The organism is Pantoea sp. NPDC088449 (genome assembly GCF_044753225.1).
GTDB lineage: Bacteria > Pseudomonadota > Gammaproteobacteria > Enterobacterales > Enterobacteriaceae > Pantoea > Pantoea floridensis.
Genome location: NZ_JBIVMT010000004.1, coordinates 61,573 through 86,309 on the forward strand (window position 1 = coordinate 61,573; position 24,737 = coordinate 86,309).

General features: G+C 54.6%; 25 protein-coding genes. 15 read left to right on the top strand and 10 right to left on the bottom strand.

The features are described 5' to 3' along the window. The first annotated feature begins 22 nt into the window (after positions 1-22). Positions 23-1,651 (top strand): isovaleryl-CoA dehydrogenase, encoded by a 1,629-nt coding sequence (locus ACIP6T_RS17595; RefSeq protein WP_400458225.1) that lies wholly within the window; start codon positions 23-25, stop codon positions 1,649-1,651. Here ACIP6T_RS17595 and bsmA read toward each other — a convergent pair. Together bsmA and ACIP6T_RS17605 are read right to left on the bottom strand one after the other, a co-directional pair. Beyond that, positions 1,625-1,951: a biofilm peroxide resistance protein BsmA gene (bsmA, locus tag ACIP6T_RS17600; RefSeq protein WP_097095893.1), complete on the bottom strand. Its 327-nt coding sequence runs from the start codon at positions 1,949-1,951 to the stop codon at positions 1,625-1,627. The two genes, ACIP6T_RS17595 and bsmA, sit on opposite strands and share 27 nt — an antisense overlap. Positions 1,952-2,005: 54 nt before the next feature. Next, positions 2,006-3,937 carry a methyl-accepting chemotaxis protein gene (locus ACIP6T_RS17605; protein WP_097095894.1) on the bottom strand — a complete coding sequence of 644 codons (1,932 nt, stop codon included), beginning with the start codon at positions 3,935-3,937 and terminating at the stop codon, positions 2,006-2,008. 158 nt (positions 3,938-4,095) lie between these two features. Here ACIP6T_RS17605 and yjfP point away from each other — a divergent pair, with 158 nt between their 5' ends. After that, complete coding sequence (gene yjfP, locus ACIP6T_RS17610) at positions 4,096-4,845, top strand: esterase (protein WP_345828158.1); 750 nt, start codon at positions 4,096-4,098, stop codon at positions 4,843-4,845. Positions 4,846-4,894: 49 nt separating this feature from the next. Here yjfP and ACIP6T_RS17615 read toward each other — a convergent pair whose 3' ends face one another. After that, on the bottom strand, positions 4,895-5,104 hold the full coding sequence (locus ACIP6T_RS17615) for a hypothetical protein (protein ID WP_400458226.1): 210 nt from the start codon (positions 5,102-5,104) through the stop codon (positions 4,895-4,897). A 386-nt stretch (positions 5,105-5,490) separates the two neighbouring features. On the opposite strand from ACIP6T_RS17615, the gene rpsF reads away from it, so the two are divergent. The 4 genes from rpsF to rplI are packed head-to-tail and all read left to right on the top strand — an operon-like array spanning position 5,491 to position 6,931. After that, positions 5,491-5,886, top strand: coding sequence for a 30S ribosomal protein S6 (rpsF, locus tag ACIP6T_RS17620; RefSeq protein WP_007892026.1), 396 nt, complete (start codon positions 5,491-5,493; stop codon positions 5,884-5,886). A gap of 6 nt (positions 5,887-5,892) precedes the next feature. After that, the gene (gene priB / locus ACIP6T_RS17625; protein WP_007892027.1) at positions 5,893-6,210 is read left to right on the top strand and encodes a primosomal replication protein N; all 318 of its coding nucleotides are present in this window, start codon (positions 5,893-5,895) and stop codon (positions 6,208-6,210) included. 4 nt (positions 6,211-6,214) lie between these two features. Continuing rightward, a complete protein-coding gene (rpsR, locus tag ACIP6T_RS17630; protein WP_002210155.1) occupies positions 6,215-6,442 on the top strand; it encodes a 30S ribosomal protein S18 in 228 nt (75 codons plus the stop codon). Between the two features lie 39 nt (positions 6,443-6,481). Beyond that, positions 6,482-6,931, top strand: a complete 450-nt coding sequence (gene rplI / locus ACIP6T_RS17635; RefSeq protein ID WP_097095898.1) for a 50S ribosomal protein L9 — start codon at positions 6,482-6,484, stop codon at positions 6,929-6,931. Positions 6,932-6,987: 56 nt separating this feature from the next. Here the strand turns inward: rplI and ACIP6T_RS17640 are convergent, their stop codons facing one another. Next, positions 6,988-7,644, bottom strand: a complete 657-nt coding sequence (locus ACIP6T_RS17640) for a LysM-like peptidoglycan-binding domain-containing protein (RefSeq protein WP_345828162.1) — start codon at positions 7,642-7,644, stop codon at positions 6,988-6,990. A 216-nt stretch (positions 7,645-7,860) separates the two neighbouring features. On the opposite strand from ACIP6T_RS17640, the gene fklB reads away from it, so the two are divergent. The 3 genes from fklB to ACIP6T_RS17655 all read left to right on the top strand — a co-directional run bounded on the left by fklB (position 7,861) and on the right by ACIP6T_RS17655 (position 9,165). After that, positions 7,861-8,481 carry an FKBP-type peptidyl-prolyl cis-trans isomerase gene (fklB, locus tag ACIP6T_RS17645; protein ID WP_097095899.1) on the top strand — a complete coding sequence of 207 codons (621 nt, stop codon included), beginning with the start codon at positions 7,861-7,863 and terminating at the stop codon, positions 8,479-8,481. Between the two features lie 129 nt (positions 8,482-8,610). Then, positions 8,611-8,859: a type II toxin-antitoxin system Phd/YefM family antitoxin gene (locus ACIP6T_RS17650; protein WP_097095900.1), complete on the top strand. Its 249-nt coding sequence runs from the start codon at positions 8,611-8,613 to the stop codon at positions 8,857-8,859. Beyond that, positions 8,860-9,165, top strand: a complete 306-nt coding sequence (locus ACIP6T_RS17655) for a type II toxin-antitoxin system RelE/ParE family toxin (protein WP_097095901.1) — start codon at positions 8,860-8,862, stop codon at positions 9,163-9,165. Between the two features lie 3 nt (positions 9,166-9,168). Here the strand turns inward: ACIP6T_RS17655 and ACIP6T_RS17660 are convergent, their stop codons facing one another. After that, positions 9,169-11,115 carry a bifunctional 2',3'-cyclic-nucleotide 2'-phosphodiesterase/3'-nucleotidase gene (locus ACIP6T_RS17660; protein ID WP_400458228.1) on the bottom strand — a complete coding sequence of 649 codons (1,947 nt, stop codon included), beginning with the start codon at positions 11,113-11,115 and terminating at the stop codon, positions 9,169-9,171. Positions 11,116-11,408: 293 nt separating this feature from the next. Between ACIP6T_RS17660 and cysQ the strand changes: the two genes are divergently transcribed. Further along, on the top strand, positions 11,409-12,155 hold the full coding sequence (gene cysQ, locus ACIP6T_RS17665) for a 3'(2'),5'-bisphosphate nucleotidase CysQ (protein WP_400458229.1): 747 nt from the start codon (positions 11,409-11,411) through the stop codon (positions 12,153-12,155). Positions 12,156-12,344: 189 nt separating this feature from the next. Here the strand turns inward: cysQ and ACIP6T_RS17670 are convergent, their stop codons facing one another. Then, a complete protein-coding gene (locus ACIP6T_RS17670) occupies positions 12,345-12,902 on the bottom strand; it encodes a YtfJ family protein (RefSeq protein WP_097095904.1) in 558 nt (185 codons plus the stop codon). A gap of 314 nt (positions 12,903-13,216) precedes the next feature. On the opposite strand from ACIP6T_RS17670, the gene ACIP6T_RS17675 reads away from it, so the two are divergent. Beyond that, entirely contained in the window at positions 13,217-13,423 is a 207-nt protein-coding gene (locus ACIP6T_RS17675) for a DUF1107 domain-containing protein (RefSeq protein ID WP_007892150.1), read from the top strand. 227 nt (positions 13,424-13,650) lie between these two features. On the opposite strand, the gene ACIP6T_RS17680 is transcribed toward ACIP6T_RS17675, so the two are convergent. Continuing rightward, positions 13,651-14,988, bottom strand: coding sequence for a hemolysin family protein (locus ACIP6T_RS17680; protein WP_097095905.1), 1,338 nt, complete (start codon positions 14,986-14,988; stop codon positions 13,651-13,653). Positions 14,989-15,428: 440 nt separating this feature from the next. On the opposite strand from ACIP6T_RS17680, the gene ACIP6T_RS17685 reads away from it, so the two are divergent. From ACIP6T_RS17685 to ACIP6T_RS17695, 3 genes are read left to right on the top strand one after another with little or no spacing between them, the layout of a single operon-like run. Beyond that, complete coding sequence (locus ACIP6T_RS17685) at positions 15,429-17,168, top strand: autotransporter assembly complex family protein (protein WP_345828169.1); 1,740 nt, start codon at positions 15,429-15,431, stop codon at positions 17,166-17,168. Then, positions 17,165-20,935 carry a translocation/assembly module TamB domain-containing protein gene (locus ACIP6T_RS17690; RefSeq protein ID WP_400458230.1) on the top strand — a complete coding sequence of 1,257 codons (3,771 nt, stop codon included), beginning with the start codon at positions 17,165-17,167 and terminating at the stop codon, positions 20,933-20,935. Before ACIP6T_RS17685 ends, ACIP6T_RS17690 begins: the two co-directional genes overlap by 4 nt. 2 nt (positions 20,936-20,937) lie before the next feature. Beyond that, positions 20,938-21,291 carry a gamma-glutamylcyclotransferase gene (locus ACIP6T_RS17695; protein ID WP_345828172.1) on the top strand — a complete coding sequence of 118 codons (354 nt, stop codon included), beginning with the start codon at positions 20,938-20,940 and terminating at the stop codon, positions 21,289-21,291. Between the two features lie 107 nt (positions 21,292-21,398). On the opposite strand, the gene ppa is transcribed toward ACIP6T_RS17695, so the two are convergent. From ppa to ACIP6T_RS17710, 3 genes are all read right to left on the bottom strand, one after another. Next, complete coding sequence (gene ppa, locus ACIP6T_RS17700) at positions 21,399-21,929, bottom strand: inorganic diphosphatase (protein ID WP_007892166.1); 531 nt, start codon at positions 21,927-21,929, stop codon at positions 21,399-21,401. Positions 21,930-22,029: 100 nt separating this feature from the next. Continuing rightward, positions 22,030-22,479: a DUF441 domain-containing protein gene (locus tag ACIP6T_RS17705; protein WP_007892168.1), complete on the bottom strand. Its 450-nt coding sequence runs from the start codon at positions 22,477-22,479 to the stop codon at positions 22,030-22,032. 73 nt (positions 22,480-22,552) lie between these two features. Beyond that, positions 22,553-22,969, bottom strand: a complete 417-nt coding sequence (locus ACIP6T_RS17710; RefSeq protein WP_345828175.1) for a lysozyme inhibitor LprI family protein — start codon at positions 22,967-22,969, stop codon at positions 22,553-22,555. A gap of 170 nt (positions 22,970-23,139) precedes the next feature. On the opposite strand from ACIP6T_RS17710, the gene ACIP6T_RS17715 reads away from it, so the two are divergent. After that, positions 23,140-24,708 (top strand): methyl-accepting chemotaxis protein, encoded by a 1,569-nt coding sequence (locus tag ACIP6T_RS17715; protein WP_400458560.1) that lies wholly within the window; start codon positions 23,140-23,142, stop codon positions 24,706-24,708. Positions 24,709-24,737 lie beyond the last annotated feature (29 nt).

A 24,737-nucleotide genomic window follows, 5' to 3' on the forward strand; every position in this document is an offset into this window, starting at 1 on the left:
TCGAAGTATGACGGGGATATTTATGATTTGGACCACTCACACCGTATTCAATCAACCCCATCCGCTCAGCAACAGTAACCTGTTTACGCGTGATATCGCCTTGTGTGAGGCGGTTGCACGCGAAGGTGCTAGCTGGGACCGTGAATGGCTGGCTTCAGTGGGCCTGCAACTTGGCAGCGCTGAATCGCTGGAACTAGGCCGCCTGGCCAACGTCGAATCGCCGGAGCTGCTGCGTTACGATGCGCGCGGTGAACGTCTCGACGAAGTGCGTTTTCATCCGGCCTGGCATCTGCTGATGCAGGGATTGTGTGCCAGCCGACTGCACAATCTCAGCTGGCAACCCGACGTGCAGCCACATGCGATGGTGGCACGTGCCGCGCGATTTATCCTGCATGCGCAAGTTGAAGCAGGCTCGCTTTGTCCCGTCACCATGACGCATGCCGCCATTCCGCTGCTGCAAAATCATCTGCCTGAACCCTATGCTGACTGGCGCGAAACGCTGCTCAGCGATCGTTATGACGCGCATCACCTGCCGGGCAATAAGAAACGCGGCCTGCTGATAGGCATGGGCATGACGGAAAAACAGGGAGGCACCGATGTGCTGAGCAACACCACGCGCGCTGAGCCGTTAGGTGTGCGTGGTGCCGGTCAGGCGTATCGTATTACCGGCCACAAATGGTTCTTCTCGGTACCGCAGAGCGATGCGCATCTGGTTCTGGCGCAAACGCCACAAGGGCTGAGTTGCTTCTTCCTGCCGCGCCTGCTGCCGGACGGTACGCGTAACGCTATTCGCCTCGAGCGTCTCAAAGACAAACTGGGCAATCGCTCCAACGCCAGTGCCGAAGTCGAGTTTCAGGATGCCATTGGCTGGTTGATGGGCGAAGAGGGCGACGGCGTACGGCTGATCCTGAAAATGGGCGGCATGACGCGCTTCGACTGCGCGCTGGGCAGCCACGGCCAAATGCGCCGCGCGCTGTCAATTGCCGTACACCATGCGCAGCAGCGCCAGGTGATGGGCAAAAACCTTATCGATCAGCCGCTGATGCATGCAGTGCTGGCGCAGCAGGCACTGCAGCTGGAGGGACAAACTGCGCTGTTGATGCGTCTGGCACGTGCCTGGTCATCGCCCGCCAGCGAACATGAACGCTTATATGCGCGTTTGTTCACCCCTGCCGCCAAATTTGCCGTCTGTCAGGCGGGGATGCCGTTTGTGGCGGAAGCGATGGAAGTGCTGGGCGGCATCGGCTATTGCGAACAGAGCGAGCTGCCAAGGCTATATCGAGAGATGCCCGTCAACAGCATCTGGGAGGGTTCTGGCAACGTGATGTGCCTTGATGTACTGCGCGTAATGGATCGTCATTCAGAAGTGATAACCATGCTGCACGATGAGTTTGATGCGGTAAAAGGCAGTAATCGCCATTTCGATCGTCGCTGGCGACAGCTGCGTTTACAGCTTGCTCACGCGCGCGAAGGGCAAGCACGCGACATCACGCGTGAGCTGTATCTGCTGGGCAGCGCGGCAATTCTGCTGAAAGTCGCTGAGCCGCCGCTGGCCGATAGCTGGTGTCAGCAGCACCTCGATATGCGCGGTAAACGCGCGTTAAGTGACGATCTTTGCGCACGCTTACTGCTGCGCGCCAGTGCCGCTTGAAGGTGCGCCATACAGAATGGCGGTGGCGTACCAGAAGCTGGGAATGGTGGTCTCATCCAGCATCAGAATCTGATAATAAACCGCACCGGCCTGATTGGCTTTGGCTGCGATGGCGCGCTGCGCATCATCCGGCGAGCCGCGCGTGGTGGCAGTGATAGTGCCGAGCTTCGGCAATCCATAACTCTGCGCACGCGAAATTTCCTGCGCCTGATGACTTGGCGGCGGCGGGGCTTGTGGCGTGGTGGTGAAAGCAGCGCAGCCGCTGAGCAGCAGCGTTAACACCAGAAAGAGAGTACGCATGGCAATTCCAGAAGGGGGAAGATGGTTCAAGTGTATGCCATCTTCCCAGCAGTTTTAGTCCTTCAGATGAAAAATGCTCACCAGCTGGGTCAGATGGTGACCTTTCTGACTCAGATGATTGGCGGTGGATTCTGACTGATTAATCATATCGCTACTTTGATGGGTTGCCTGGCTGATGTGATTCATCGCCAGATTCACCTGGCCAATACCTGCCGCCTGCTCCTGTGCGGCAATATTGATCTCTCCCATCAACGTTTTAACCTGCTCAATGTGATTGACGATATGGCTCATCGCATCGCGCGTTTGCTCCGACAGCGTATGCCCGGCCGCCACTTTATCGATTGAGCTGGCGATCAACCCATCAATCTCTTTCGCGGCATTGGCACTGCGCTGCGCCAGCGCACGCACTTCAGCAGCGACAACCGCAAAACCTTTACCGTGTTCACCGGCACGCGCCGCTTCAACCGCGGCGTTCAGTGCCAGGATGTTGGTCTGAAATGCGATCGACTCAATAACGTGGGTGATATCGGCGATGCTCTGCGACGCAACGCGGATCTCCGACATGGTTTCCACCGAGCGCGCTACGGTGCTGCCGCCGTGATTGACGGTATTGGCTGCTTCACCCACCAGTGCCATGGCCTGACGCACGTTGGCGGCGGTTTGTGCCACCGTAGCGCCAAACTGCTCCATGCTGGCCGAGGTTTCTTCCACGCTGCTGGCCTGGCGGCCAATCTGCTCGCTAATGCTGGAGCTGCTGGCGGCGATAGTGTCGGTGCCGCTGCTGATCTCACGCGCGGCCGAGCGCACCTGGCTGACGACTTTTTCCAATCCATCGCCAATGCCGTTGATGGCGCTAACCAGCTGACCGATCTCATCACGACGCGTGGAGTCAAGATGCGCCTGCAAATTACCGGCGGCGTACTGTTCCGCCAGATGAATGACCTGCTGCAGCGGACGTGTAATGGCGCGGCGGCTGTACCACATAAAGCCAAGCGCAAACGCAACCACCAGCGCCAGGCCAATCGCCATAAACAGGTTACGGCTGTGCGTGATGGGCGCCAGCAGGCTGGCACGGCTCACCTCACTGACGATGATCCAGTTCCAGCCCGGCAGCTGCTGCCACGCCAGCAGTTTGGTTTCGCCCTCAAGTTCAACCGCGACTAATCCCTTCGGTTGGCTAAGCAGCTGCTTTTGTGTGGCCTGATCCCAGCGCGGCAGTTTGCCTTCAGATTGACGATCAAACAGATATTGTCCCTGGCTGCTGCCCGGCGCACCATTGAGCACCGAGAAGGTGCCGCTGTCGCCTAAATGACGCGCCAGCACTTTGTCGCGCATCAGCGCGTATTGCGCATCGATCTGCACGCCCACGAACAGGATAGCGATCACCGCACCGCTGCTATCCTGCACCGGCTGATACTGCGTGATGTAACGATGGCCGAACAGCGTTGCCAGGCCACGATATACCGCGCCCTGATTCACACTGCGCCAGGCGGCACTGCTGCGATCCAGTTTGGTGCCAATCGCCCGGCTGCCATCCTCTTTTTTCAGCGAGGTGGAAATACGCACATAATCCTCGCCGTCACGCACGAAAACGGTGGAGACCGCGCCGGTGCGATCGAGGAAATCATCCACGGCAATCTGGTCGAGATTGAGGGTTTTCAGCCCGGCACGTAGCGTTGGCGTACTGAATTCACCCACCTGAATGCGTTCACTTTCGTCGCGACTAAAGCGTTTTGGCAGAAAGCTCTGGAACAGTTTGGTGTAATTTGCCACTTCTTCCGATAGCGTGGCGTTGAACATGGTGGCCATTTCATTAATGCCCTGCACCTGATTCTGCATATCATCGGTCGCCAGCTGCTCCAGCTGACGGGCCGCGTTATGGCTTAGGGTAAGGGTCAACGTAAAGAGCACAATTGCCACGCTCAAAGACGTCAATACAGACAGCTTAATTCCGAGACTCATGGCGCTGAGAGAAAGACGCTGCATAAAGTACCTTTTGAGATTATTGGAGGGGTACAAGATCAACGGCAAAGCGCGCTAAATGTTTAGGGCAGAAATTATTACAACTTAATGTGAAGTGGCTCGCATTTTGTCCGGTAGCGCTTACACTGAGTCCAGTGATAATCATTCTCAATGGAGGCGGTATGATTGAGTTGGCAACGGAGAATCTGGCCGGTATCGAATGTATTCACGCGGCACCGACCGGGCAGCGGCAAGCACGTTTACCTACGGTATTGTTCTACCACGGGTTTACCTCTTCGAAAGAGGTTTACAGTTACTTTGCCGTGGCGCTGGCGCAGGCCGGTTTCCGCGTCATCATGCCCGATGCAGATATGCACGGTGCGCGCTATAACGGCGATACCGAAATGCGAAACACGCACTTCTGGGACATCCTTAAACAGAACATTGATGAAGTGGCGGTGCTGGAAGCGGCGCTGCGTGAGAATGACTGGATTGCCGATGAGCGTTTTGCCGTGGCGGGCGCATCGATGGGCGGCATGACCGCGCTCGGCGCAATGGCGCGCTACCCACAGATTCATAGCGTGGCGTGTTTGATGGGCTCCGGCTATTTCATGCAGCTCAGTCATACGCTGTTTCCGCCGCTGGTGGCCCGTACGCCAGAACAGAAAGAGACCTTTGCCGCGCGTTTAGCTCCGCTGGCACCCTATGATCCCAGCGAACAGTTACAAAAACTGGCGAATCGGCCATTACTGCTGTGGCACGGCGAAGCGGATGAAGTGGTGCCCTTTGCCGAAACGGTGCGGCTAGACAAAGCGTTACGTGACGCGGAGCTCGATCAACACTTGACCTCACTTTCTGAGAAGCATATCGGCCATAAAATCACGCCTTCGGCCCTGACGGCGCTGGTCAGCTTCTTTAAACATCATTTATAAACTAAAGCGGGTTGGCGTGATTGACGCCAACCCGTTGCGATAAGCCGCACTAAAGTTCTGACGACAACCGTTCGGCGGCGCTGGTATTAGCACTGACAGGGTTACTGCTTGCAGGCGCATCCAAACGATTAACGTAGACATAGCCTGATGCCGCGTTGCTGTTGTGACTTCTCATCTGCAACGCCTGGTCAGCGGAGCTGGCAAAAGCGGGGGTAGACAGGAAGAGACCCAGTAAAGTGGCGAAAATGATGATTTTCATAATCGACTCCTCACTCCAGGGATTACACTCTCAGACGTTACGAAATGGTTAAATCGTTGCGCCTGTAACTAGTGTAGTGCTTAACCAGCTTGCCGCCAGATCGTCCTGCTGAACGCTTTCTTCAGAGAATTTGATGAAGCGTCTGCTAACGCAATGAATCTCAACACTTAGCACAAAAAGCAGCATCAGCTGGCACGATAGTCGCTATTTGATGAATTGTGCGCTTGAGTTTCTGCGGGGACGCCAGTATGATTACGCGTCAATTTTTCAGCTGCATTCAGAGGTGTGTTTCATTTATTGAATGATTCACAACCTATAACGTTCCTTGCTTCCGTGGGCCGCAGCTGACCCCGACAGGAGGCTGAATAATCCGTAAGGAGCTATCGATGCGTCATTACGAAATCGTATTTATGGTCCACCCTGACCAGAGCGAACAGGTTCCAGGTATGATCGAGCGTTACACTGGTGCTATCACCGGTGCACAGGGCACGATTCACCGTCTGGAAGACTGGGGCCGCCGTCAGCTGGCTTACCCAATCAACAAACTGCACAAAGCTCACTATGTTCTGCTGAACGTAGAAGCGCCGCAGGAAGTGATTGACGAGCTGGAAACTAACTTCCGCTTCAACGACGCCGTTATCCGCAGCATGGTTATGCGCGTTAAGCACGCGGTAACTGAAGCATCTCCGATGGTTAAAGCTAAAGACGAGCGTCGTGATCGCCGCGAAGACTTTGCTAACGAATCGGCTGATGACTCAGATGCTGGGGATTCTGAAGAGTAATCCGTCATGACGGCAAATCGACTGCGCCTGTCTGGCACTGTGTGCAAGACGCCGGTTCGAAAAGTCAGTCCGTCAGGGATACCTCATTGCCAGTTCGTGCTTGAGCATCGTTCTGTGCAGGAGGAGGCCGGTTTCCACCGGCAAGCCTGGTGTCAAATGCCGGTGATTATCAGCGGCAGCACCCATCAGGTGATTACTCAACATATAACGGTCGGCACGCAACTCACTCTCGAAGGCTTTATTAGCTGCCATCAGGCACGCAATGGTCAGAGTAGAATGGTGTTACATGCCGAGCAGATTGATTTGATAGATTCTGGAGACTAGCCAAATGGCACGTTATTTCCGTCGTCGCAAGTTCTGCCGTTTCACCGCGGAAGGCGTTGTAGAGATTGATTACAAAGATATCGCTACACTGAAAAACTACATTACCGAAAGCGGTAAAATTGTCCCGAGCCGTATTACCGGTACTCGTGCAAAATACCAGCGCCAGCTCGCTCGTTGCATCAAGCGCGCTCGCTACCTGTCCCTGCTTCCGTACACTGATCGTCATCAGTAATCGGTAGTTGTCCATTAACGACTTTAAGAGGATAAGGTAATGCAAGTTATTCTGCTTGATAAAGTAGCAAACCTGGGCAGCCTGGGTGATCAGGTTAGCGTTAAAGCGGGCTATGCTCGTAACTTCCTGGTTCCACAGGGTAAAGCTGTTCCTGCTACCAAGAAAAACGTTGAGTTCTTCGAAGCGCGTCGCGCTGAACTGGAAGCCAAACTGGCTGACGTTCTGGCTGCTGCTAACGCACGTGCAGAGAAAATCAACGCACTGGGCAACGTAACCATCGCGTCTAAAGCTGGCGACGACGGCAAACTGTTCGGTTCCATCGGTACGCGCGACATCGCTGGTGCAGTTACTGCCGCTGGCGTTGAAGTGTCTAAGAGCGAAGTTCGTCTGCCGAACGGCGTTCTGCGCACCACCGGTGAGCACGAAGTTGACTTCCAGGTTCATAGCGAAGTCTTCGCTAAACTGGTTGTGAATGTAGTTGCTGAGTAATTTTACTCGGTAATGCGAAAACGCCGGCCTTGTGCCGGCGTTTTTGTTTTTATGCTTTACTGGGCGCGGATAAAGCTGCCATCCGGCTGGCGTGTAAACAGCACCGGACCGTTACTGCCATCTACCGTTAAACCGGTCACCACGCCTTGTGCGTTCTGACGGATTTTCACCTGCTGACCGTTCTGCAGCGCACTCAGCGGTTGTCCATCACCTTCCACTCGCGCCATGGCAAACACATCATTCACCGGCAGATTATTGTCGCGGAACAACTGCGCCAGCGTCTGACCTGATGCCACGCTGTAAGTGCGCCATTCGCCCTGCGAATCGGTTTTGGGCGAGGTGTTCTGCTGCTGATTATTGTTATTGTAAATCTCCGCCTGCATTGGCACTTCTTTGCCGGTGTTATCCGCTGGACGCTCCACCGGATACTGCGGCGTGCTGCTCGGCCAGAGAAACGCCAGCAGCAGCACCAGCAGCGCAATCACAATGCCGCGACGATGCAAAGCGGGCAGCGGGTCCATCCAGCGCACATCATCCAACAGATGCCAAACGCGCTGTAATGCGGCGGGAACGCGGGAAGGGTGATCGGAAGCCATTCGTGAATCCTCCTCGCTGGCTGCTTTACGCGGAATGCGCGGTAGCCAACGTTGCAACCAAGGTAATAAAGTACGCGGTGCGCGCGTCCTGCGACGTCGTGGGGCGATCTGGCCCATGTATTCTCTCTTGTTCCGACGGTGGCAGGTGAAAACCTCGCCACAGCTATAGTATGGGCAATGCGGACGGGAAGTGCCTGGCAGCATTGAAAAATTTGACCGGTGTATTGTTTCTCTTTCGCTGGAAAATGTCATCTGCGGCGCGCGAGATTTTACGCCAGCCGCCCGCGCTGGTATGCTGCCGGTTCTATTTTTCTCCGGGATTAAGGAATCAAGATGACGACCCCTTCATTCGACAGCGTCGAATCACAAGCAAGTTACGGTATCGGTTTACAGGTAGGCCAGCAGTTGCAAGAGTCTGGACTGCAGGGTCTGCAGCCAGAAGCACTGCTCGCCGGCCTGCGCGACGCGCTGGAAGGGAACTCACCTGCCGTCCCGGTTGATGTGGTACATCGCGCGCTGCGTGAAGTGCACGAACGCGCAGAAGGCGTGCGTCGTGAGCGCGTAGAAGCCATGGCGGCAGACGGTCAGAAATTCCTCGAGCAGAACGCGCAGCGCGAAGGCGTGAGCAGCACCGAAACCGGTCTGCAGTTCAGTGTGATCACCCAAGGCGATGGCCCGATCCCTTCACGTCAGGATCGTGTCCGTGTGCATTACACCGGCAAACTGATCGATGGCACCGTGTTTGATAGCTCAGTGGCGCGCGGCGAGCCGGCGGAATTCCCGGTAAGCGGCGTTATCGCGGGCTGGATTGAAGCGCTGACCCTGATGCCGGTTGGCTCCAAATGGGAACTGGCGATTCCACACAACCTCGCGTACGGCGAGCGCGGTGCTGGCGCATCCATCCCGCCATTCAGCACCCTGGTGTTTGAAGTGGAGCTGCTGGAAATTCTGTAAGCCGCTAACCCGCTTCTCTAAAGCCGGCATGTCATCATGCCGGTTTTTTTATATCTGTAGTTCGCGCTGGTTTTAAAATGATCAGCGCTTATAATGTGCGAATCGAACGATTCACACGAAAGGTGCGGTATGTATTTACTTTCTGCCAATGAAGCCAAAACCCAATTTGGCGATATGCTACTGAAAGCGCAGCGTGAACCGGTCCAGATTAGCCGTAACGGAAAGCCGGTAGCAGTCGTGATTTCCGCGGAGGAGTATCAGGCGATAGAGGCCATGAAGCAGCAATTTGTGCAGGAAAAAATTGCCCGTGCCAGAAATGACATTGCCAACGGGCAACTGACCGATGGTGAAACCTTTTTCGACCAACTGCTGGACTAAATGGCTACTTTTCAGCTCACGGATGAAGCGCGGCAGGATATCGTCGATATTCGCCGGTTTACCCTGCAGAAGTGGGGCGATGCGCAATCGAAAAGCTATCTCAAGCGTTTGCAGGAAACGTTGCGCACACTTGCCGATATGCCGAATTTGGGAAAAAGCAGAGCGCTGGATGTTGCTGAAGGTGTACTGAGCTTTCCCTATGTCAGCCACATGGTTTACTACCAGCCAGGCGGGAAAGGCATCATTATTTTGGCGATATTGCATCAGAGCCGGGTGCCAGCAACACATCTGGCCACCCGGTTGTAGCAACTATTTCTTCTGCAAATCCACCTGCCACAGCGCAAAACCGATCTCATCGCTGCCTACCGCTTTCATCGGGTAATCGGCATGCTGTTCAATAAACTGCGTGGCTTTCGCGCCGGGTGCGGTTTCAAAACGGATATCCAGCGGCGTGGTGCTGCTAATCGGTGCCAGGCGCCAGTTGTGATCCGCCTGCGGTTTCACTTCGCCGTGCGCTTTGGTCTCGCTGCTGATATAAGCGGCAACCACCGAGCGGTTCTCATCCGGTGAAGCAAACGCGACATACTTATCGCCGGTGCCGGCAAACTTACCGCCATAAGCGCGGTAGTTATTGGTGGCGACCAGGAAGGTGGCATTGGGATCAATCGGCTTGCCTTGCCAGGTGAGGTCTTTAATACGCGATGCCTGCTTGTTGATCAGCGTACATTCCGCGTCGTAACGCGCCGGTTGCGTTACATCGATTTGGTACTGCACGCCATCGATCACATCGAAGTTATAGGTGCGGAAATCCCAGTTGATCAGCGATTGCGGTTTGCTGCTATGCGGATCAATTTGATTGAACTGCGCGGCGGAACACTCCAGCCACTCTTTCACCTGCGCCCCGCTGACTTTCATCACCACCAGCGTATTGGGGTAGAGATAGAGATCGGCAGCGTTACGGAAGGTAAGATTGCCTTTCTCCACTTCTACGTAGCTGGCGGGATCGTTCTTACGACCACCGGCTTTAAACGGTGCCGCGGCGGAGAGCACCGGCAAGCGGCCGAGATCGGGATCGCCCTGAATAAAGTGCTCAACGTAAGCGCGCTGCGCGTTATTGACGATCTGCACCGTGGGATCGTCCTGTACCAGCGACAGGTAGCTGTACATCACGTCGGCAGATTTGCCGATCGGTTTGGCAACAAACTCGCGCGTGGCACGGTGATCCTGTTCCAGCACTTTTACTAAGTTGGCATCTTCAGCGGCCAGCGATTTTTTCGCCGTGCTGTCATAAATCGGACGCGCTTCGGCTTTGCCCTGCGCCACCTGCCATTTGCCGCCGTCATTATTCAGCACCAAATCAACCACGCCAAGATGATCGCCCCACATGCCGGGCATGACGGCGGGAACACCGTTCAGCGTGCCTTGTGCAATATCAGCGCCTTGTATGGCGGCGAATTCTTTGCTCGGGAACACGGCATGCGCATGGCCGAACATGATGGCGTTGATGCCTGGAACCTGGCTTAGGTAGTAAACCGAGTTTTCGGCCATGGCGTGATAGGGTTCGCTGCTTAAGCCGGAGTGCGGAATAGCGACGATAATTTCAGCACCTTTTGCGCGCATTTCCGGCACATAGCGCTTCGCTGTTGCCGTAATATCATCAACTCGCACTTTTCCCTGCAGATTGTTGCGATCCCACACCATAATCTGCGGTGGAACGAAGCCGATGTAACCGATTTTTAGCGTGTGAGGCTTGCCTTCACGGTCCGTGACCGTCGTTTCTTTGATCAGATAGGGCGTAAACAGCGGTTTCCCGCTCTTTTCATCGATAATGTTGGCATTGACGTAAGGGAAGCGTGCGCCAGCCAGCGCTTTTTGCAGATACGGTAAGCCATAGTTGAATTCATGATTGCCCAGGTTACCAACCACATAATCCAGCGTGTTCATTGCCTTATAGACGGGATGCACTTCGCCCGGTTTTAGCCCCTTCGCCGCCATGTAATCACCCAGCGGACTTCCCTGAATGATATCGCCGTTATCCACCAGCAGGCTGTTCTTCGCTTCAGCGCGCGCCTGCTGAATCAGTGTCGCGGTACGAACCAGGCCAAACTTCTCGGTGGGCGTATCTTTGTAATAATCGAAATCCATCATATTGCTGTGCAGATCGGTGGTTTCCAGAATGCGCAGATCCACCGTAGCAGCCTGTACCGTAGCGGCAGAAATACACAGCGCCAATAACGACATGCTCGCTTTGAACATCGCTTGCTCCTTGTTCGGTCCAATGGGCCTCTCAAAATAATGTAAAACGATGACGAATTATCATTTCAATTTGTGATGGTGCTCGGAATTCCATCTTATTTCTTGCTATACGCCGCGCTCAGCGCGCATTCAGCATCCTGCCATAGCCGCAGCTGATGAACTATGATATTGATAATCATATAGATTGCCGTAGCAGACAGCGCAGTCGCAGGCTGTCGAAGGACAACTGCTAAAATAAGAACAGGTTGGCGGTGGATGTCTGACAGGCAGAATCAGCGGAAAAGAGGTGCAGAATGTTAGATAAAATTTGTCAGCTGGCGCGTGAAGCGGGTGATGCCATTATGCAGGTTTATAACGGTGCAGAGCCGGTGGATGTCACGCGTAAGTCGGATGATTCGCCGGTTACGGCGGCCGATCTTGCCGCGCACCGGGTCATTGTTAGCGGGCTAAACTCACTTACGCCCGATGTTCCGGTGTTATCAGAAGAAGATCCGCCGGGCTGGGAAGTGCGCCAGCACTGGCAGAAATATTGGCTGGTCGATCCGCTGGATGGCACCAAAGAGTTCATCAAACGCAACGGCGAGTTTACGGTAAATATTGCGCTCATCGAAAGCGGTAAGCCGGTGTTGGGCGTGGTGTATGCGCCGGTACTGGGCGTAATGTATTCCGCTGCGGAAGGTAAAGCCTGGAAAGAAGAGAACGGCCAGCAGATGCAGATCCATGCGCGTGAAGCGCGTCCGCCACTGGTGGTGGTGAGCCGTTCGCATTTTGATAGCGATACCGAGCTACAAGAATATCTGCATCAGCTGGGCGAGCATCAAACTACCTCCATCGGCTCATCGTTGAAGTTCTGCCTGGTGGCAGAAGGCGCCGCGCAGCTTTATCCGCGCTTTGGACCGACAAATATCTGGGATACCGGTGCGGGACACGCCGTGGCGATCGCTGCAGGTGCGCATGTACATGACTGGCAGGGCAAAACGCTCGACTACACGCCGCGTGAGTCGTTTCTCAATCCCGGTTTCCGCGTCTCGCTGTTTTAAGATTGGATAGGGCCGCCATTGATGGCGTAATGCCGATCGGTTCAGCGCCGTATCAAATCACCTCACCTTCCGTAGCGGCGCGATTCATCGCGCAATGAATTGCGCCGCTACAATGTGTGCTCTCGGTAATGAGGTTTTCCATGTCTTAACTGACGAACATTACGCCATGAATGGCGACCCCGATAATCCTTACTTCTGCAACAGCTCATGAATCAGCTTCATCGCCTGCTGCACTTCATCCTGCGTTAGCGGCCCATCTTTGGCATAGCGCACATGCGCGGTGTTATCCAATATCACAATCGCCGATCCGCCTTTCTCTAACTGCCAGGCCTGCCGAGCGCTGCCGTTGCTATCGACAATAAATTGCGACCACGGATATTGCTGCTTATTGCTCTCAATACTGCTGCGTACAAACATGCCGGTGCCAGGAATGGCATCGTCGGTATTTACAATGGTGGTAGTTTGATAACGATCGTGCGGCAGATGCGCCGCTTTAATCGCTTCAATCAGCGCTGCATTCTGCTCTTTAGCGGACGAACGGCCAGCGATATGTAAGATGACGCGTACTTTTCCACTCAGCTGCGCGCTATTCCAGGATTTGTAGCTAAACTTATCTTGTTGATAAAGCAGCTCTCCCCGGTCATTGATGCCCACGGCAGGCACGCGTTCACCCGTTTTGAATGCATGTGCCGAGGCCAGGGCAGGCAGCAGCAAAGCCAGTGCTAATACAGAATGTCCCAAACGCATTGTCAAACTCCTTGGTGATCCGACCAGTTGTTCATGTTCCTGCAATATTAGGCGTGGATGATGCGTCTGTCGCAATGAGTTAACAGGTTTGCAACCTATGCCACAATTCCATAATGAGTGAAGGTTTATACTGGGTTTAGTGAGGCTGATAACAGAGTATTCTGTAATGATGTGTCAATTCAGTAAATAATTCACTTTTTCGGAACATCGGCAACGAAGGATGCTCTATAGTTATGCTTCATTTGCGCTTCATGGGTTCGTGCCAAATTTGGTAACGACGGAGCGTATTAAAAAATTTTCAGGAGTTAATCAGCATGAAGATCTTCCAGCGCTATAATCCGCTGCAAATCGCGAAATATGTAAAAACGCTATTTAGAGGAAGGTTGTATATCAAGGATGTTGGCGCGTTTGAGTTTGATAAAGGCAAAGTCATGTTGCCTCGCGTTAAAGACAAACAACATCTTAGCGTGATGTCAGAGATCAACCGCCAGGTACTGCGGCTGCAAGCCGAGTACAACTAAGTAAGCAAAATAAAGGGCGCCGATGGCGCCCTCAGTATTTCTGCGGTTGGTGTTGTGTTGATCGCGATAACTGGCGTAATGCTCGTCGGTTAAGCGTGAATCGGTCACCATGAATGGTGACCCTACGTGGATATAGCCGGATTTCCGTAGGGTGCGCATTCATGCGCACCTGCATAAACAGGCATTTTTTGGCCTAAGTGAGCGGCATAACGCGATAACTGGCGACCCTACGACGACTCCGATTCATCCACCGCATTCTTCGATACATTCAGCACCGGCGGACGTTCATCAATGCGTGTCACCAACAGCTGATCGATGCGGTAACTGTCAATATCGACCACTTCAAACTTGTAGCCGGAAAACTTCACAAAATCGGTACGCTTAGGAATTTTGCGCAGCATGTACATCATGAAGCCGCCAATGGTTTCGTAATTGCCAGACTGCGGAAAATCATCGATATCCAGCACACGCATGACGTCATCAATCGGCGTACCGCCTTCTACCAGCCATGAGTTCTCATCACGCGCGACAATCTGCTCTTCCTGGCCTTGTCCGACCAAATCGCCCATCAGCGTGGTCATCACGTCATTCAGCGTGATAATACCGACCACCAACGCATATTCGTTCATGATCACCGCGAAGTCTTCACCGGCGGTTTTGAAGCTTTCCAGCGCTTCAGAGAGCGTCAGCGTATCTGGCACAATCAGCGCCGAGCGAATTTGCACACCGCTGTTGAGCGTCAAACTCTGGTTGCCCAGTACGCGCAGCAGCAGTTCTTTCGAATCCACATAGCCGACGATATGGTCAATATCGCCATCGCACACGATAAATTTGGAGTGCGGATGCTGAGCGATTTTGGTTTTGAGGGTCGTTTCATCTTCGTGTAAATCGAACCACACCACGTTCTCGCGCGAGGTCATTGATGACGGCACGGTGCGTGATTCCAGTTCAAAAACGTTTTCAATCAGCTCATGTTCCTGCTTACGCAGCACGCCGGCCAGGGCGCCCGCTTCTACCACTGCATAAATATCGTCGGAGGTAATATCGTCTTTACGCACCATCGGCAATTTGAACATGCGGAAGAAGACGTTGGCTAAACCGTTGAATAGCCATACCAGCGGGCGCAGCACCACTAAACAGAAGCGCATAGGGTTGATGATACGCAGCGCCACCGCTTCCGGTGCAATCATCCCCACGCGTTTTGGTGTGAGATCAGCAAACAGAATGAACAGGCTGGTTACAATGGTAAAAGAGCAGATAAAACTGAGTTGTTCTGCGAGTTCTGGGGCCACAAAGCGGCTAAACAGGCCATTGAAGGCAGGAGAGAAAGCCGCATCGCCGACAATACCGCCGAGGATAGCCACGGCATTGAGGCCAATTTGCACCACGGTGAAGAACATGCCGGGTTGTTCCTGCATTTTCAGCACGCGCTGTGCGTTGATATTGCCTTCGTCAGCCAGTAACTTCAGCTTGATCTTGCGGGCAGCCGCCAGCGAGATCTCCGAAAGAGAAAAAAATGAACTGATGAGAATCAGTAAAAGAATGACAAGTAAGCTATCGAGCATAAGAGATCCGTTGGGTTAATCACTTGTCATTTTTGGCCTGGGCAGCGCGGGAGTGGGCGTACATCCGGTACTCGCCAGTCAAACAGGCTATCCGTGCCAAAAATGTCTGCGCCATATCGACAAGATAAGGTTAACGTCGGGGCAGAAAAGAGTGCAGGCGAAGCCTGCTGGTCGCTGATTATAGCAGCAGCGCTTATCATGCCGCCAGAGGGGCGCACTGTGCGCTCGGATTAATCCGAGTGCGTGCGTGCCAGAGGCGGAAGACGTGCCTGGCTGTTGTATCGTTTCCCCCATTTACCGACAATAGCCCACAATTTGGCGTCGTCGCCGTTGTGGGTAAAAAGAGCGGCTATGCTGATGGGTACACGGCGGTGGTGATACCCTTCGAATGAATAAACGCCCCTGCGGAATAGGGGCCGGCATTATTAACAGGAGTACGTGTGCCACGATTTCATATTTATTGTTTGGCCAGCCTGTTGCTTGCTGCACCTGCCGTCGAGGCAGCCAAGGTGCGCTTGCAGTTGGAAGGCCTGACCGGGGATTTGCAAAAGAACGTCAGGGCACGCTTGTCTACCATTGGCAGTGACGAGGTGTCAAACGACGGCCGTTTCCAGGCTCGTGTTTCAGTGGCGATTAAAGAAGGCCTGCGCGCGCTAGGTTACTACGAACCGCAGATCGATTTTGAATCGCGCCCGGCGCCCCCGCAGGGTGGTCGTCCGGTGTTGATTGCCCACGTTACGCCTGGCGAACCGGTAAAGATTGGTGGCAGTAACATCGTGATAGAAGGTGAGGCGAAAACCGACGAGGACTATCAAGCCTGGGTTAAACAGGGCACACCAAAAGTCGGCACGCAATTGAATCACGGCGCCTACGACAAATTCAAAAATGGTTTCTCCAGCCTGGCATTGCGTAACGGTTACTTTGACGGTGACTTTAAGCAAAGCCAGCTTGGCGTATCGGTCGAGCGCCGCGAAGCGTTCTGGGACATCAATTACGATAGCGGTCCGCGTTATCGTTTTGGTGACGTCAGCTTCGAGGGCTCGCAAATCAACGAAGCCTACTTGCAGAATCTGGTGCCGTTTAAAAAAGGCGATCACTACAGTTCGCGGGATCTAGCCGAGCTCAACCGCCGTTTATCCGCCACCGGCTGGTTTAACTCAGTGGTGGTGGCACCGGAGTTTGATAAAGGCCGTCAAACCAAAGTCCTGCCGCTCAGCGCCGCCGTATCGCCACGGGTGGAAAACACCATAGAAACCGGCGTGGGTTACTCCACTGACGTCGGTCCGCGTCTGAAAGGCACGTGGAAAAAACCGTGGATTAACAGTAGCGGCCACAGCCTGGCTGCCAGCGCCTACGTCTCCGGACCTGAGCAGCAGCTCGATCTCAGCTATAAAGTGCCGCTGCTGAAAAGTCCGCTGGAGCAGTATTACACCTTCTCCGGCGGCGTGAAGCGCACCGATCTCAATGACACTAAAGCCGATACCACTACGCTGGCGATGTCGCGCAACTGGGACAGCAGCAGCGGTTGGCAGAAGGCGATCAACCTGCGCTGGAGCCTCGATCACTTTACTCAGGCCAGCGTCACCAACACCACCATGCTGCTCTATCCGGGCGTGAGTCTGAACCGCACCCGTTCGCGCGGTGGGTTGATGCCAACGTGGGGCGATTCACAGCGTTATTCGGTGGATGTATCGGATACCACCTGGGGATCGGACGTTGATTTCATGATCCTGCAAGCGCAAAACGTCTGGATTCGTACCCTCGCCGACAAGCATCGCTTCGTGGCGCGCGGCAATCTCGGTTGGATTGAAACCAACAATTTCGACAAAGTGCCACCGGACCTGCGCTTCTTCGCCGGTGGCGATCGCAGTATTCGTGGGTACAAATATAAAGACATCTCGCCGCGTGATGATAATGGCAAGCTGACCGGTGCCTCAAAAATGGCCACCGGCTCGCTCGAATATCAATATAACGTGACCGGAAAATGGTGGGGCGCGGTGTTTGTCGATTCCGGTGAAGCCGTCAACGACATTAAGCAGAGCAACGTTAAAACCGGCGCGGGCTTCGGCGTGCGCTGGTCTTCTCCGGTGGGGCCGATCAAGTTTGATATCGCACGGCCGATTGGCGATGACAAGGAGCATGGATTGCAATTTTACGTAGGATTGGGGCCTGAACTATGAAGCTATGGAAAAAGGTCCTGATTGGTATCGCTATTTTTTTAGTGCTGCTGCTTGGCGGCATCGCGTTTTTGGTTGGCACCACGCCCGGTTTGCATCTGCTGCTGAAAGGCGCCGATCGCTGGGTGCCGGGCTTATCGATCAAACAGGTTGACGGCGGCTGGCGCGATCTCACGCTGAGCGGTGTGAAGTATGAAATGCCAGGCGTCAGCGTGGATGCCGGGCGCTTCCATCTGGCGCTGAATCTCAACTGTTTGCTGCACTCCTCTGTGTGTGTGAATGATATCGCCTTGCAGGATGTTAGCGTGGTGGTGGATAGCAAAAAAATGGCCCCCGCCAGCGCGCCGCCACCGGAAGAGGAGAGCGGCAGCACCAATCTCAGCACGCCTTATCCCATTACGCTAAGCAAAGTGGGTTTGCATAACATCAACGTTAAGGTCGATGACACCGCGATTTCCCTGCTTGATTTTACCACCGGCCTGCAGTGGCAAGATCGTGCGCTGACGCTGACGCCCACCCATATCCAAAGCCTGCTGATTGCGCTACCGAAAGCGGCCAAAGTGGTGGATGAGCAAGTGGTGCAGCCTAAAGTGGAGCAGCCACAGCCGCTGGAAAAACCCCTCGGTGAAACGCTACAGGAGATGTTTGCTAAGCCGCTGCTGCCCGAAATGCCTGACTTCCAGCTGCCGCTGGATATCACCGTACAGGAGCTGCTGGGTGAACAGCTGCGTATTACCGGCGATACCGATGTCTCTATTACACGCTTGTTGCTCAAAGCGAAAACCGCCGATCGCCATTTGCAGTTAGAAACCTTCGATGTTGATTCGCCGCAGGGGCAGGTAAACGCCAGCGGCGAAGCCACCCTTGCCGATAATTGGCCGGTGAATTTTGCGCTGAACGGCACGCTCAATCTCGATCCCATTAAGGGTGAGAAGATCAAAATGAACCTCGGTGGCGCAATGCGCGAGGAGCTGAAGCTGGGGCTCAATCTCTCTGGCCCGGTGCGCGCGCAGCTTGATGCCAGTGCCCAACCTGCGGTCGCCGGTTTACCGCTGGCATTGCATCTCACCAGTCCGCAGCTGCGCTGGCCGCTAACCGGCCCGGTGCAGTATCAGGCCGATAATCTGGATTATCAGTTCAAGGGCAAAGCCACCGACTACGTGATGTCGCTGCGCACCGCAGTGAAAGGCGAGGGCGTGCCGCCGGCGACGATTGCACTGGACGGCAAAGGCAACGAGCAGCAGTTCAATCTCGATAAACTGCGCGTCGCGGCGCTGCAGGGCAATATCGATCTGACCGCGCTGGTGGACTGGAGTAAAGCCATCAGCTGGCGCAGCGAGCTGACGCTGTCAGGTATTAACACCGCCAAACAGTATCCGGATTGGCCAGCGAAACTGGATGGCAAAATAGCCACGCGCGGGAGTCTGTACGGCGGAAGCTGGCAGCTCAGCGTGCCGCAGCTAGCGCTGAAAGGTAACGTGAAACAGAACGCGCTGAGTGCCAACGGCACGTTAACCGGCAACAGTTACAACCAGTGGAAAATTCCCGGCCTGAATCTGGCGCTGGGACGTAACCATCTGGACGTGAAAGGCGAGTTGGGTGATAGCCTCAACCTTGATGCCACGCTTGATGCGCCGCAGTTGAACAACGCGCTACCTGGCCTTGGCGGCGTAGCGAAAGGCACCCTTAAAGCGCGTGGCACTCTGCAGGCACCGCAGCTGCTGGCCGATCTCACGGCAACCGGCTTGCGCTGGCAGCAGCTGCAAATCCGCCGCATCGCCTTGCTGGGGGATGTGAAATCCAGCGATCAGGTGGCCGGGAAGCTGCAATTACGCGTGGAACAGCTGCAGCAAGATGCTTTGAAAGTGAATCTGCTGACGCTGAATGCCGATGGTAATGAGCATCAGCATCAGCTGAAGCTCAATGTTGAGGGCGAACCGGTTTCCGGTCAGCTGGCGCTTAACGGCAGTTTCGATCGCAAAACTGAGCGCTGGCAGGGCAATCTTAACAACACCCGCTTTGACACGCCGGTAGGTGAATGGCGCCTGACGCGCGCAATGGCCATTGATTACCTCAACAGTAAGCAGACGGCGACCATTGGGCCGCACTGCTGGCAGAATCCTAATGCGCAGCTGTGCGTGCCGGAACCGATTGAAGCAGGCGCGAGTGGACATGCACACGTTGTGCTCAATCGCTTCGATCTGGCGATGATCAAACCGTTCCTCACTGATGCCACCAAACTGAACGGGGTGTTCAGCGGTGATGCGCGCGTCAACTGGACGGCTGACGGCGCGTTGCCAACCGGTTCCGTTTCGCTGAAAGGTAATGGCGTGAAGGTGGAGCAGGATGTCCAAGGCAACAGCTTAACCATCGCCTTCGATACGCTGAATCTGAATGCGGCGCTGCGTAACGGTCGTGCGCAGCTGGATTGGCTGATCCATATCGTTAATAACGGGCAGCTAAGCGGTAACGTACAAATTGCCGATCCGCAGAACCGCCGTCAGCTGTCGGGCAACATCGGCATCAGCAATATTTCGCTGGCGATGCTCAATCCCGCGCTGATGTCAGGTGAGAAGATCAAAGGCAACCTGAACAGCAATCTGCGCCTTGGCGGTACGCTGCAGCAGCCGCAGGTGTTTGGCCAGCTGGGGCTCAGGGATGTGGATGTCGACGGCAGCTTTATGCCGGTCGATCTCACCGCTGCCAACCTCAATATGGTGTTCAACGGCATGAGCTCAACGCTCAACGGCCTGATCCAGACGGCGCAGGGCAATATCAATCTGAGCGGTGACGCTGACTGGAGCCAGTTGGATAACTGGCGAGCCCGCGTGGCGGCGCAGGGCAGCCGCGTACGCGTCACCGTCCCGCCGATGGTGCGCATGGATGTATCGCCAGATTTGGTGTTTGAAGCCACGCCAGCCGCGTTCAATCTGGACGGTAAAGTGGATATTCCGTGGGCGCGCATCACCGTGCAGGAAGTGCCAGAAAGCGCCACCGGCGTCTCCTCGGATGAAGTGATGCTGGATGAAAATCTCAAACCGATTCAGCCAAAAACGGCTGCCATTCCGATCAACAGCAATCTGATTATCCACGTGGGCAACGACGTACGCCTTTCAGCATTTGGCCTGAAAGCCAAGCTGAATGGCGATCTGAAGCTGGTGCAGGATAAAAATGGCCTTGGTCTGAACGGGCAAATCAATATTCCATCCGGCCGTTTCCACGCTTATGGTCAGGATCTGGTGGTGCGTAAAGGTGAGCTGCAATTCGCGGGGCCGCCGGATCAACCTTACGTCAACCTGGAAGCGATCCGTAATCCGGAAGCCACTGAGGATGACGTGACAGCGGGCCTGCGCGTGACGGGGCTGGCGGATGAGCCGAAAGTGGAAGTGTTCTCCGATCCGGCTATGTCTCAGCAGGAAGCACTTTCTTACTTATTACGCGGTCAGGGACTGGGCAGCGATGGTGACAGTAATGCATTAACTTCAGCGCTGGTAGGTTTGGGGGTTGCACAAAGTGGTCAGGTTGTGGGTAAAATCGGCGAGACATTCGGCGTCAGTAACCTCGCAGTTGACACCGCAGGCGTGGGCGACAGCCAGCAAGTGCAGGTCAGTGGTTATGTGTTGCCAGGTCTACAAGTAAAATACGGTGTTGGCATATTTGATTCACTGGCGACTTTAACCTTGCGTTATCGCCTGATGCCCAAACTCTATTTAGAAGCCGTGTCGGGTCTCGACCAGGCATTGGATTTGCTCTATCAGTTTGAGTTTTAGCAATGCGAATAATTGTCTATGGTAGTTTACGGCGCAAACAGGGAAACAGTCATTGGATGACGAATGCGCAATGGTTAGGTGACCATCAGATTGTTGGGTTTGATCTCTACAATCTGGGTCACTATCCGGGCGTGGTTGCAGGCGAAGGAAACGTCTCTTGCGAGGTTTATCGCATCGACGCCAGCACGCTCGGCGAGCTTGATGCCTTGCGCACTAAAAATGGCGAATACAAACGCCAACTCATCCAGACGCCTTACGGCAGTGCCTGGCTGTATGTCTATCAACGCTCAATCGCGGGGCGTACGCGCATCGCGAGCGGCGACTGGCTACGGCGTGATGACGAAACAGAAGCATAAATAAAAACACCGTCCATTGGACGGTGTTTTTTTATCTGCAAACCGGTCACCATGAATGTCGACCTTACAGGGAAAGCAGGGCGCGCATTCATGCGCACCAGGCTTGCTTATTTCTTCTGTGCGCGCTCGTACGAAGCGATGATTTCAGCTTTGGCCGCTTCCGCGTTATCCCAGCCGTCAACCTTCACCCATTTGCCTTTTTCCAGATCTTTGTAGTGCTCAAAGAAGTGGGTGATCTGGGCTTTCAGCAGTTCTGGCAGGTCGTTCACATCTTTGATGTGATCGTACTCTTTGCTCAGCTTGGTGTGCGGAACCGCAACCAGCTTGGCATCTTCGCCAGACTCGTCGGTCATTTTCAGCACGCCAACTGGGCGGCAGCGAATCACTGAGCCCGGCACCAGCGGATACGGGGTTGGCACCAGTACGTCAACCGGATCACCATCCAGAGACAGCGTGTGGTTGATGTAACCGTAGTTGCACGGATAGAACATGGCGGTAGACATGAAACGGTCTACAAACAGGGCACCAGACTCTTTGTCGACTTCATATTTGATCGGATCGGCGTTGGCCGGGATCTCAATGACAACATAGATATCTTCTGGCAACTCTTTACCTGCAGGCACCTGGTTCAAACTCATCTGGCTTTCCTTCATTAGTCATATGTTGAGTGACGGCTATTATAGCCAACTGACTCTGAAAGTATGCCCCCTTTTTGGCGTTTCAGAATGCTCCAACCTGCTACTTCGCGGTGACAAACAGCGAGACGATACCGGCAGCAATCAGTGGTCCGACCGGTACGCCGCGGAAGAAGGCCACGCCAATCACGGTGCCAATTAACAATCCACCAATTACCGACGGCTGCACGCTCATAAAGTTAACGCCGCGGCCACCCAGCCAGGCGACAAAAATGCCCACCACAATGGCCACAATCGATTGCCAATTCGCGAACGATTTCAGCAGCGAAGAGGCCGGCAGCGTACCGCTAGCCAGCGGCGCCATCACGGCAACGGTCAGGATAATAATGCCAATCTGAATGCCCTGTTTTTCCACATAGGGAAAGAATTGCGACAGCGGCGTGAGCTTAATCGCCAGCAGAATCAGAATAGAAATGGTAACGGCGCTGTTATGGACGAAGTAACTGAGGACGGCGAGGCAAACAAGAATGATGGTGGAGGCATAAGCAGCCATGGTTTCTCCCTGACGATTGATGGGCGCGCTGACAAGTGGCCAGCGCTCAGCGTTATTTTAACGCCTCCATTAATCAACAATCGTCGGGGTTGGCGCAACTGCCTTTGTTAATTGATTGCAACATCAGCGCCTGATTCCGTACCAGGCTCACGCCCTGCGCGCCCACCGATAGCGCTGCCATGCTGCCCTGGCTGCTCAGGAAATAGCTGCGGCTGGCATCAAGCCAGCTGTCGCGATACGCCAGCCAGGCGCGCTGGGCGCTGCGCAATTTGTCTTTAGGGTCGCCGGTTAATTTTTTCATCGCTTGCGTGTACTGCACGTTCATCTCTTTGTCCCACGCCTTACTGGCAGTGTCGTAGCACTTCGACATACCGAGGGTGGTAGATTCCTTGTTCATACACTGGTCGAGCTGCTGATCGATGGGGTTTTGCTGCTGCGCCGAGGCAAAACCACTAACCAGTAACAACGCGACCGGGAGCCATTTTTTCATCATTTCCTTCCTTAATTTTCTGCAGCGGACTTCAACAAAAGTGAAGCGTAGGCGTTAGTGAGCAGATTGACCATCAACAAAGGATAAAGTTTCCCTGCGACACTGCCGATAATCTCTCCGTTTTAGGGCCAGCGGATTTCTGCCTTTTCGTGCAAACGGGGACAATCATGATCAAAAAGCTATCAATTCGTACTGCATTACTCACGCTCCTGGCTTTTATGACGCTGCTGTTATTGGTGGTAAGCGCCATGGGCATTTCTGCTATTAATATTGGCAATCAATCACTTGATACCATTAATCGTATTCAGGGGATTGAGTTGAACAGTTTGTACCAAAGCAATGCCGATCTGATGCGCGCGCGCGCGAGCGCAGCATTGGCGGTGCGAAAAATTGAAATTGGCTTACTGGATGAAGGCAGCAGCGTCACCAAACAGGCGCAGGCGGATGTGGCAAGCTCTCAGCGCCATCTCAACGCCTTTATTGACGCGGGAACGGTGACGGCGCAGGGAAAAACCCTCGCCGATGCTGTGGCGGCGACGTTTGCGGCGTATCACAAAGGCGCGATTATGCCGATGATGGATGCGCTGGAAAAACAGTACACCGATGAGTATTACCAGGTGCTGGAGGGCAATCTTTCGACGCTAGCGGGCAACTATGCCAAAGCCGTCAATGACTTTAGCCTCTACGCCGACGGCATCTCCGCTGCCCGTCTGGCGCAGGCGGCGCGCAATGAAACGCAGATGAAGATCATGATTGGTGTAGCGATGGCGCTGACATTGCTGCTGATCGCATTGGCCTGGGAACTGTTGCGTCGTTTACTGCTACGGCCGCTCGATGGTGCGATTCAGCATCTTGAGCAGATTGCCGCGGGCGATTTATCGCAGCCGCTGCCTGAAGCCGGGAAAAATGAGCTGGGCCGTCTTAATCAGGCGCTGGCCAACATGCAGCAGGCCCTGAGCAGCTCGGTGAGCTCGGTGCGTGAAGCCAGCTTGCAAATTGACGTGGGCAGTCGCGAGTTAGCGGCGGGCACCGTGCATCTTTCCCAGCGTACCGAAGAGTCCGCCGCCTCGCTGGAGCAAACCGCCGCCAGCATGGAGCAGCTGACGGCCACCGTGCGCCTCAACGCCAGCAATGCCAAAGAGGCCAATCAGCTTGCCAGCAATGTATCCGACAGCGCCGATCGCGGTGCCGAAGTGGTGGGCTATGTGATGGAGAAAATGCAGGAAATCACGCAAAGCTCTAACCGTATTGGCGACATCCTCAGCGTGATTGATGGCATTGCCTTCCAGACCAACATCCTCGCCCTGAACGCGTCGGTCGAAGCGGCACGGGCCGGTGAGCAAGGGCGCGGTTTTGCCGTGGTCGCTAATGAAGTGCGCACGCTGGCGGGTCGCAGCGCTACTGCGGCCAAAGAGATTCGTGAGCTGATCGCGGAATCGCAATCGCGCGTAAAAGAGGGCAGCGACATGGCTACGCGCGCGGGTGAAACCATGGATGAAATCTCTAGCGAAGTGATGCGCGTGACCTCGCTGATGAAAGAGATCTCCATCGCCTCGCAAGAGCAGAGTCGCGGCATTGAGCAGGTGAATCAGGCGGTGACGCAGATGGATGAAGCCGCCCAGCAAAACGCCGCACTGGTGGAAGAAGCCAGCGCCGCTACGCAATCGCTGGAAGCGCAGTCGCAGCAGTTGCAGGATTCGATGGCGCATTTCCGCGTGGTTGCTGCTCTGCCTTCGTAAGGAGGCGCATTCATACGCAGCAATAAAAA

Excerpts from the sequence above, each read along its gene's own strand:
- priB (WP_007892027.1), top strand. The coding sequence starts at position 5,893 with ATGACGGCAAATCGACTGCGCCTGTCTGGCACTGTGTGCAAGACGCCG.
- ACIP6T_RS17595 (WP_400458225.1), top strand. The coding sequence starts at position 23 with ATGATTTGGACCACTCACACCGTATTCAATCAACCCCATCCGCTCAGC.
- fklB (WP_097095899.1), top strand. The coding sequence starts at position 7,861 with ATGACGACCCCTTCATTCGACAGCGTCGAATCACAAGCAAGTTACGGT.
- rpsF (WP_007892026.1), top strand. The coding sequence starts at position 5,491 with ATGCGTCATTACGAAATCGTATTTATGGTCCACCCTGACCAGAGCGAA.
- ACIP6T_RS17675 (WP_007892150.1), top strand. The coding sequence starts at position 13,217 with ATGAAGATCTTCCAGCGCTATAATCCGCTGCAAATCGCGAAATATGTA.
- ACIP6T_RS17695 (WP_345828172.1), top strand. The coding sequence starts at position 20,938 with ATGCGAATAATTGTCTATGGTAGTTTACGGCGCAAACAGGGAAACAGT.
- ACIP6T_RS17640 (WP_345828162.1), bottom strand. The coding sequence starts at position 7,644 with ATGGGCCAGATCGCCCCACGACGTCGCAGGACGCGCGCACCGCGTACT.
- ACIP6T_RS17670 (WP_097095904.1), bottom strand. The coding sequence starts at position 12,902 with ATGCGTTTGGGACATTCTGTATTAGCACTGGCTTTGCTGCTGCCTGCC.
- ACIP6T_RS17680 (WP_097095905.1), bottom strand. The coding sequence starts at position 14,988 with ATGCTCGATAGCTTACTTGTCATTCTTTTACTGATTCTCATCAGTTCA.
- ppa (WP_007892166.1), bottom strand. The coding sequence starts at position 21,929 with ATGAGTTTGAACCAGGTGCCTGCAGGTAAAGAGTTGCCAGAAGATATC.
- rpsR (WP_002210155.1), top strand. The coding sequence starts at position 6,215 with ATGGCACGTTATTTCCGTCGTCGCAAGTTCTGCCGTTTCACCGCGGAA.
- ACIP6T_RS17655 (WP_097095901.1), top strand. The coding sequence starts at position 8,860 with ATGGCTACTTTTCAGCTCACGGATGAAGCGCGGCAGGATATCGTCGAT.
- bsmA (WP_097095893.1), bottom strand. The coding sequence starts at position 1,951 with ATGCGTACTCTCTTTCTGGTGTTAACGCTGCTGCTCAGCGGCTGCGCT.
- ACIP6T_RS17660 (WP_400458228.1), bottom strand. The coding sequence starts at position 11,115 with ATGTTCAAAGCGAGCATGTCGTTATTGGCGCTGTGTATTTCTGCCGCT.
- cysQ (WP_400458229.1), top strand. The coding sequence starts at position 11,409 with ATGTTAGATAAAATTTGTCAGCTGGCGCGTGAAGCGGGTGATGCCATT.
- ACIP6T_RS17705 (WP_007892168.1), bottom strand. The coding sequence starts at position 22,479 with ATGGCTGCTTATGCCTCCACCATCATTCTTGTTTGCCTCGCCGTCCTC.
- rplI (WP_097095898.1), top strand. The coding sequence starts at position 6,482 with ATGCAAGTTATTCTGCTTGATAAAGTAGCAAACCTGGGCAGCCTGGGT.
- ACIP6T_RS17690 (WP_400458230.1), top strand. The coding sequence starts at position 17,165 with ATGAAGCTATGGAAAAAGGTCCTGATTGGTATCGCTATTTTTTTAGTG.
- yjfP (WP_345828158.1), top strand. The coding sequence starts at position 4,096 with ATGATTGAGTTGGCAACGGAGAATCTGGCCGGTATCGAATGTATTCAC.
- ACIP6T_RS17605 (WP_097095894.1), bottom strand. The coding sequence starts at position 3,937 with ATGCAGCGTCTTTCTCTCAGCGCCATGAGTCTCGGAATTAAGCTGTCT.
- ACIP6T_RS17650 (WP_097095900.1), top strand. The coding sequence starts at position 8,611 with ATGTATTTACTTTCTGCCAATGAAGCCAAAACCCAATTTGGCGATATG.
- ACIP6T_RS17615 (WP_400458226.1), bottom strand. The coding sequence starts at position 5,104 with ATGAAAATCATCATTTTCGCCACTTTACTGGGTCTCTTCCTGTCTACC.
- ACIP6T_RS17710 (WP_345828175.1), bottom strand. The coding sequence starts at position 22,969 with ATGAAAAAATGGCTCCCGGTCGCGTTGTTACTGGTTAGTGGTTTTGCC.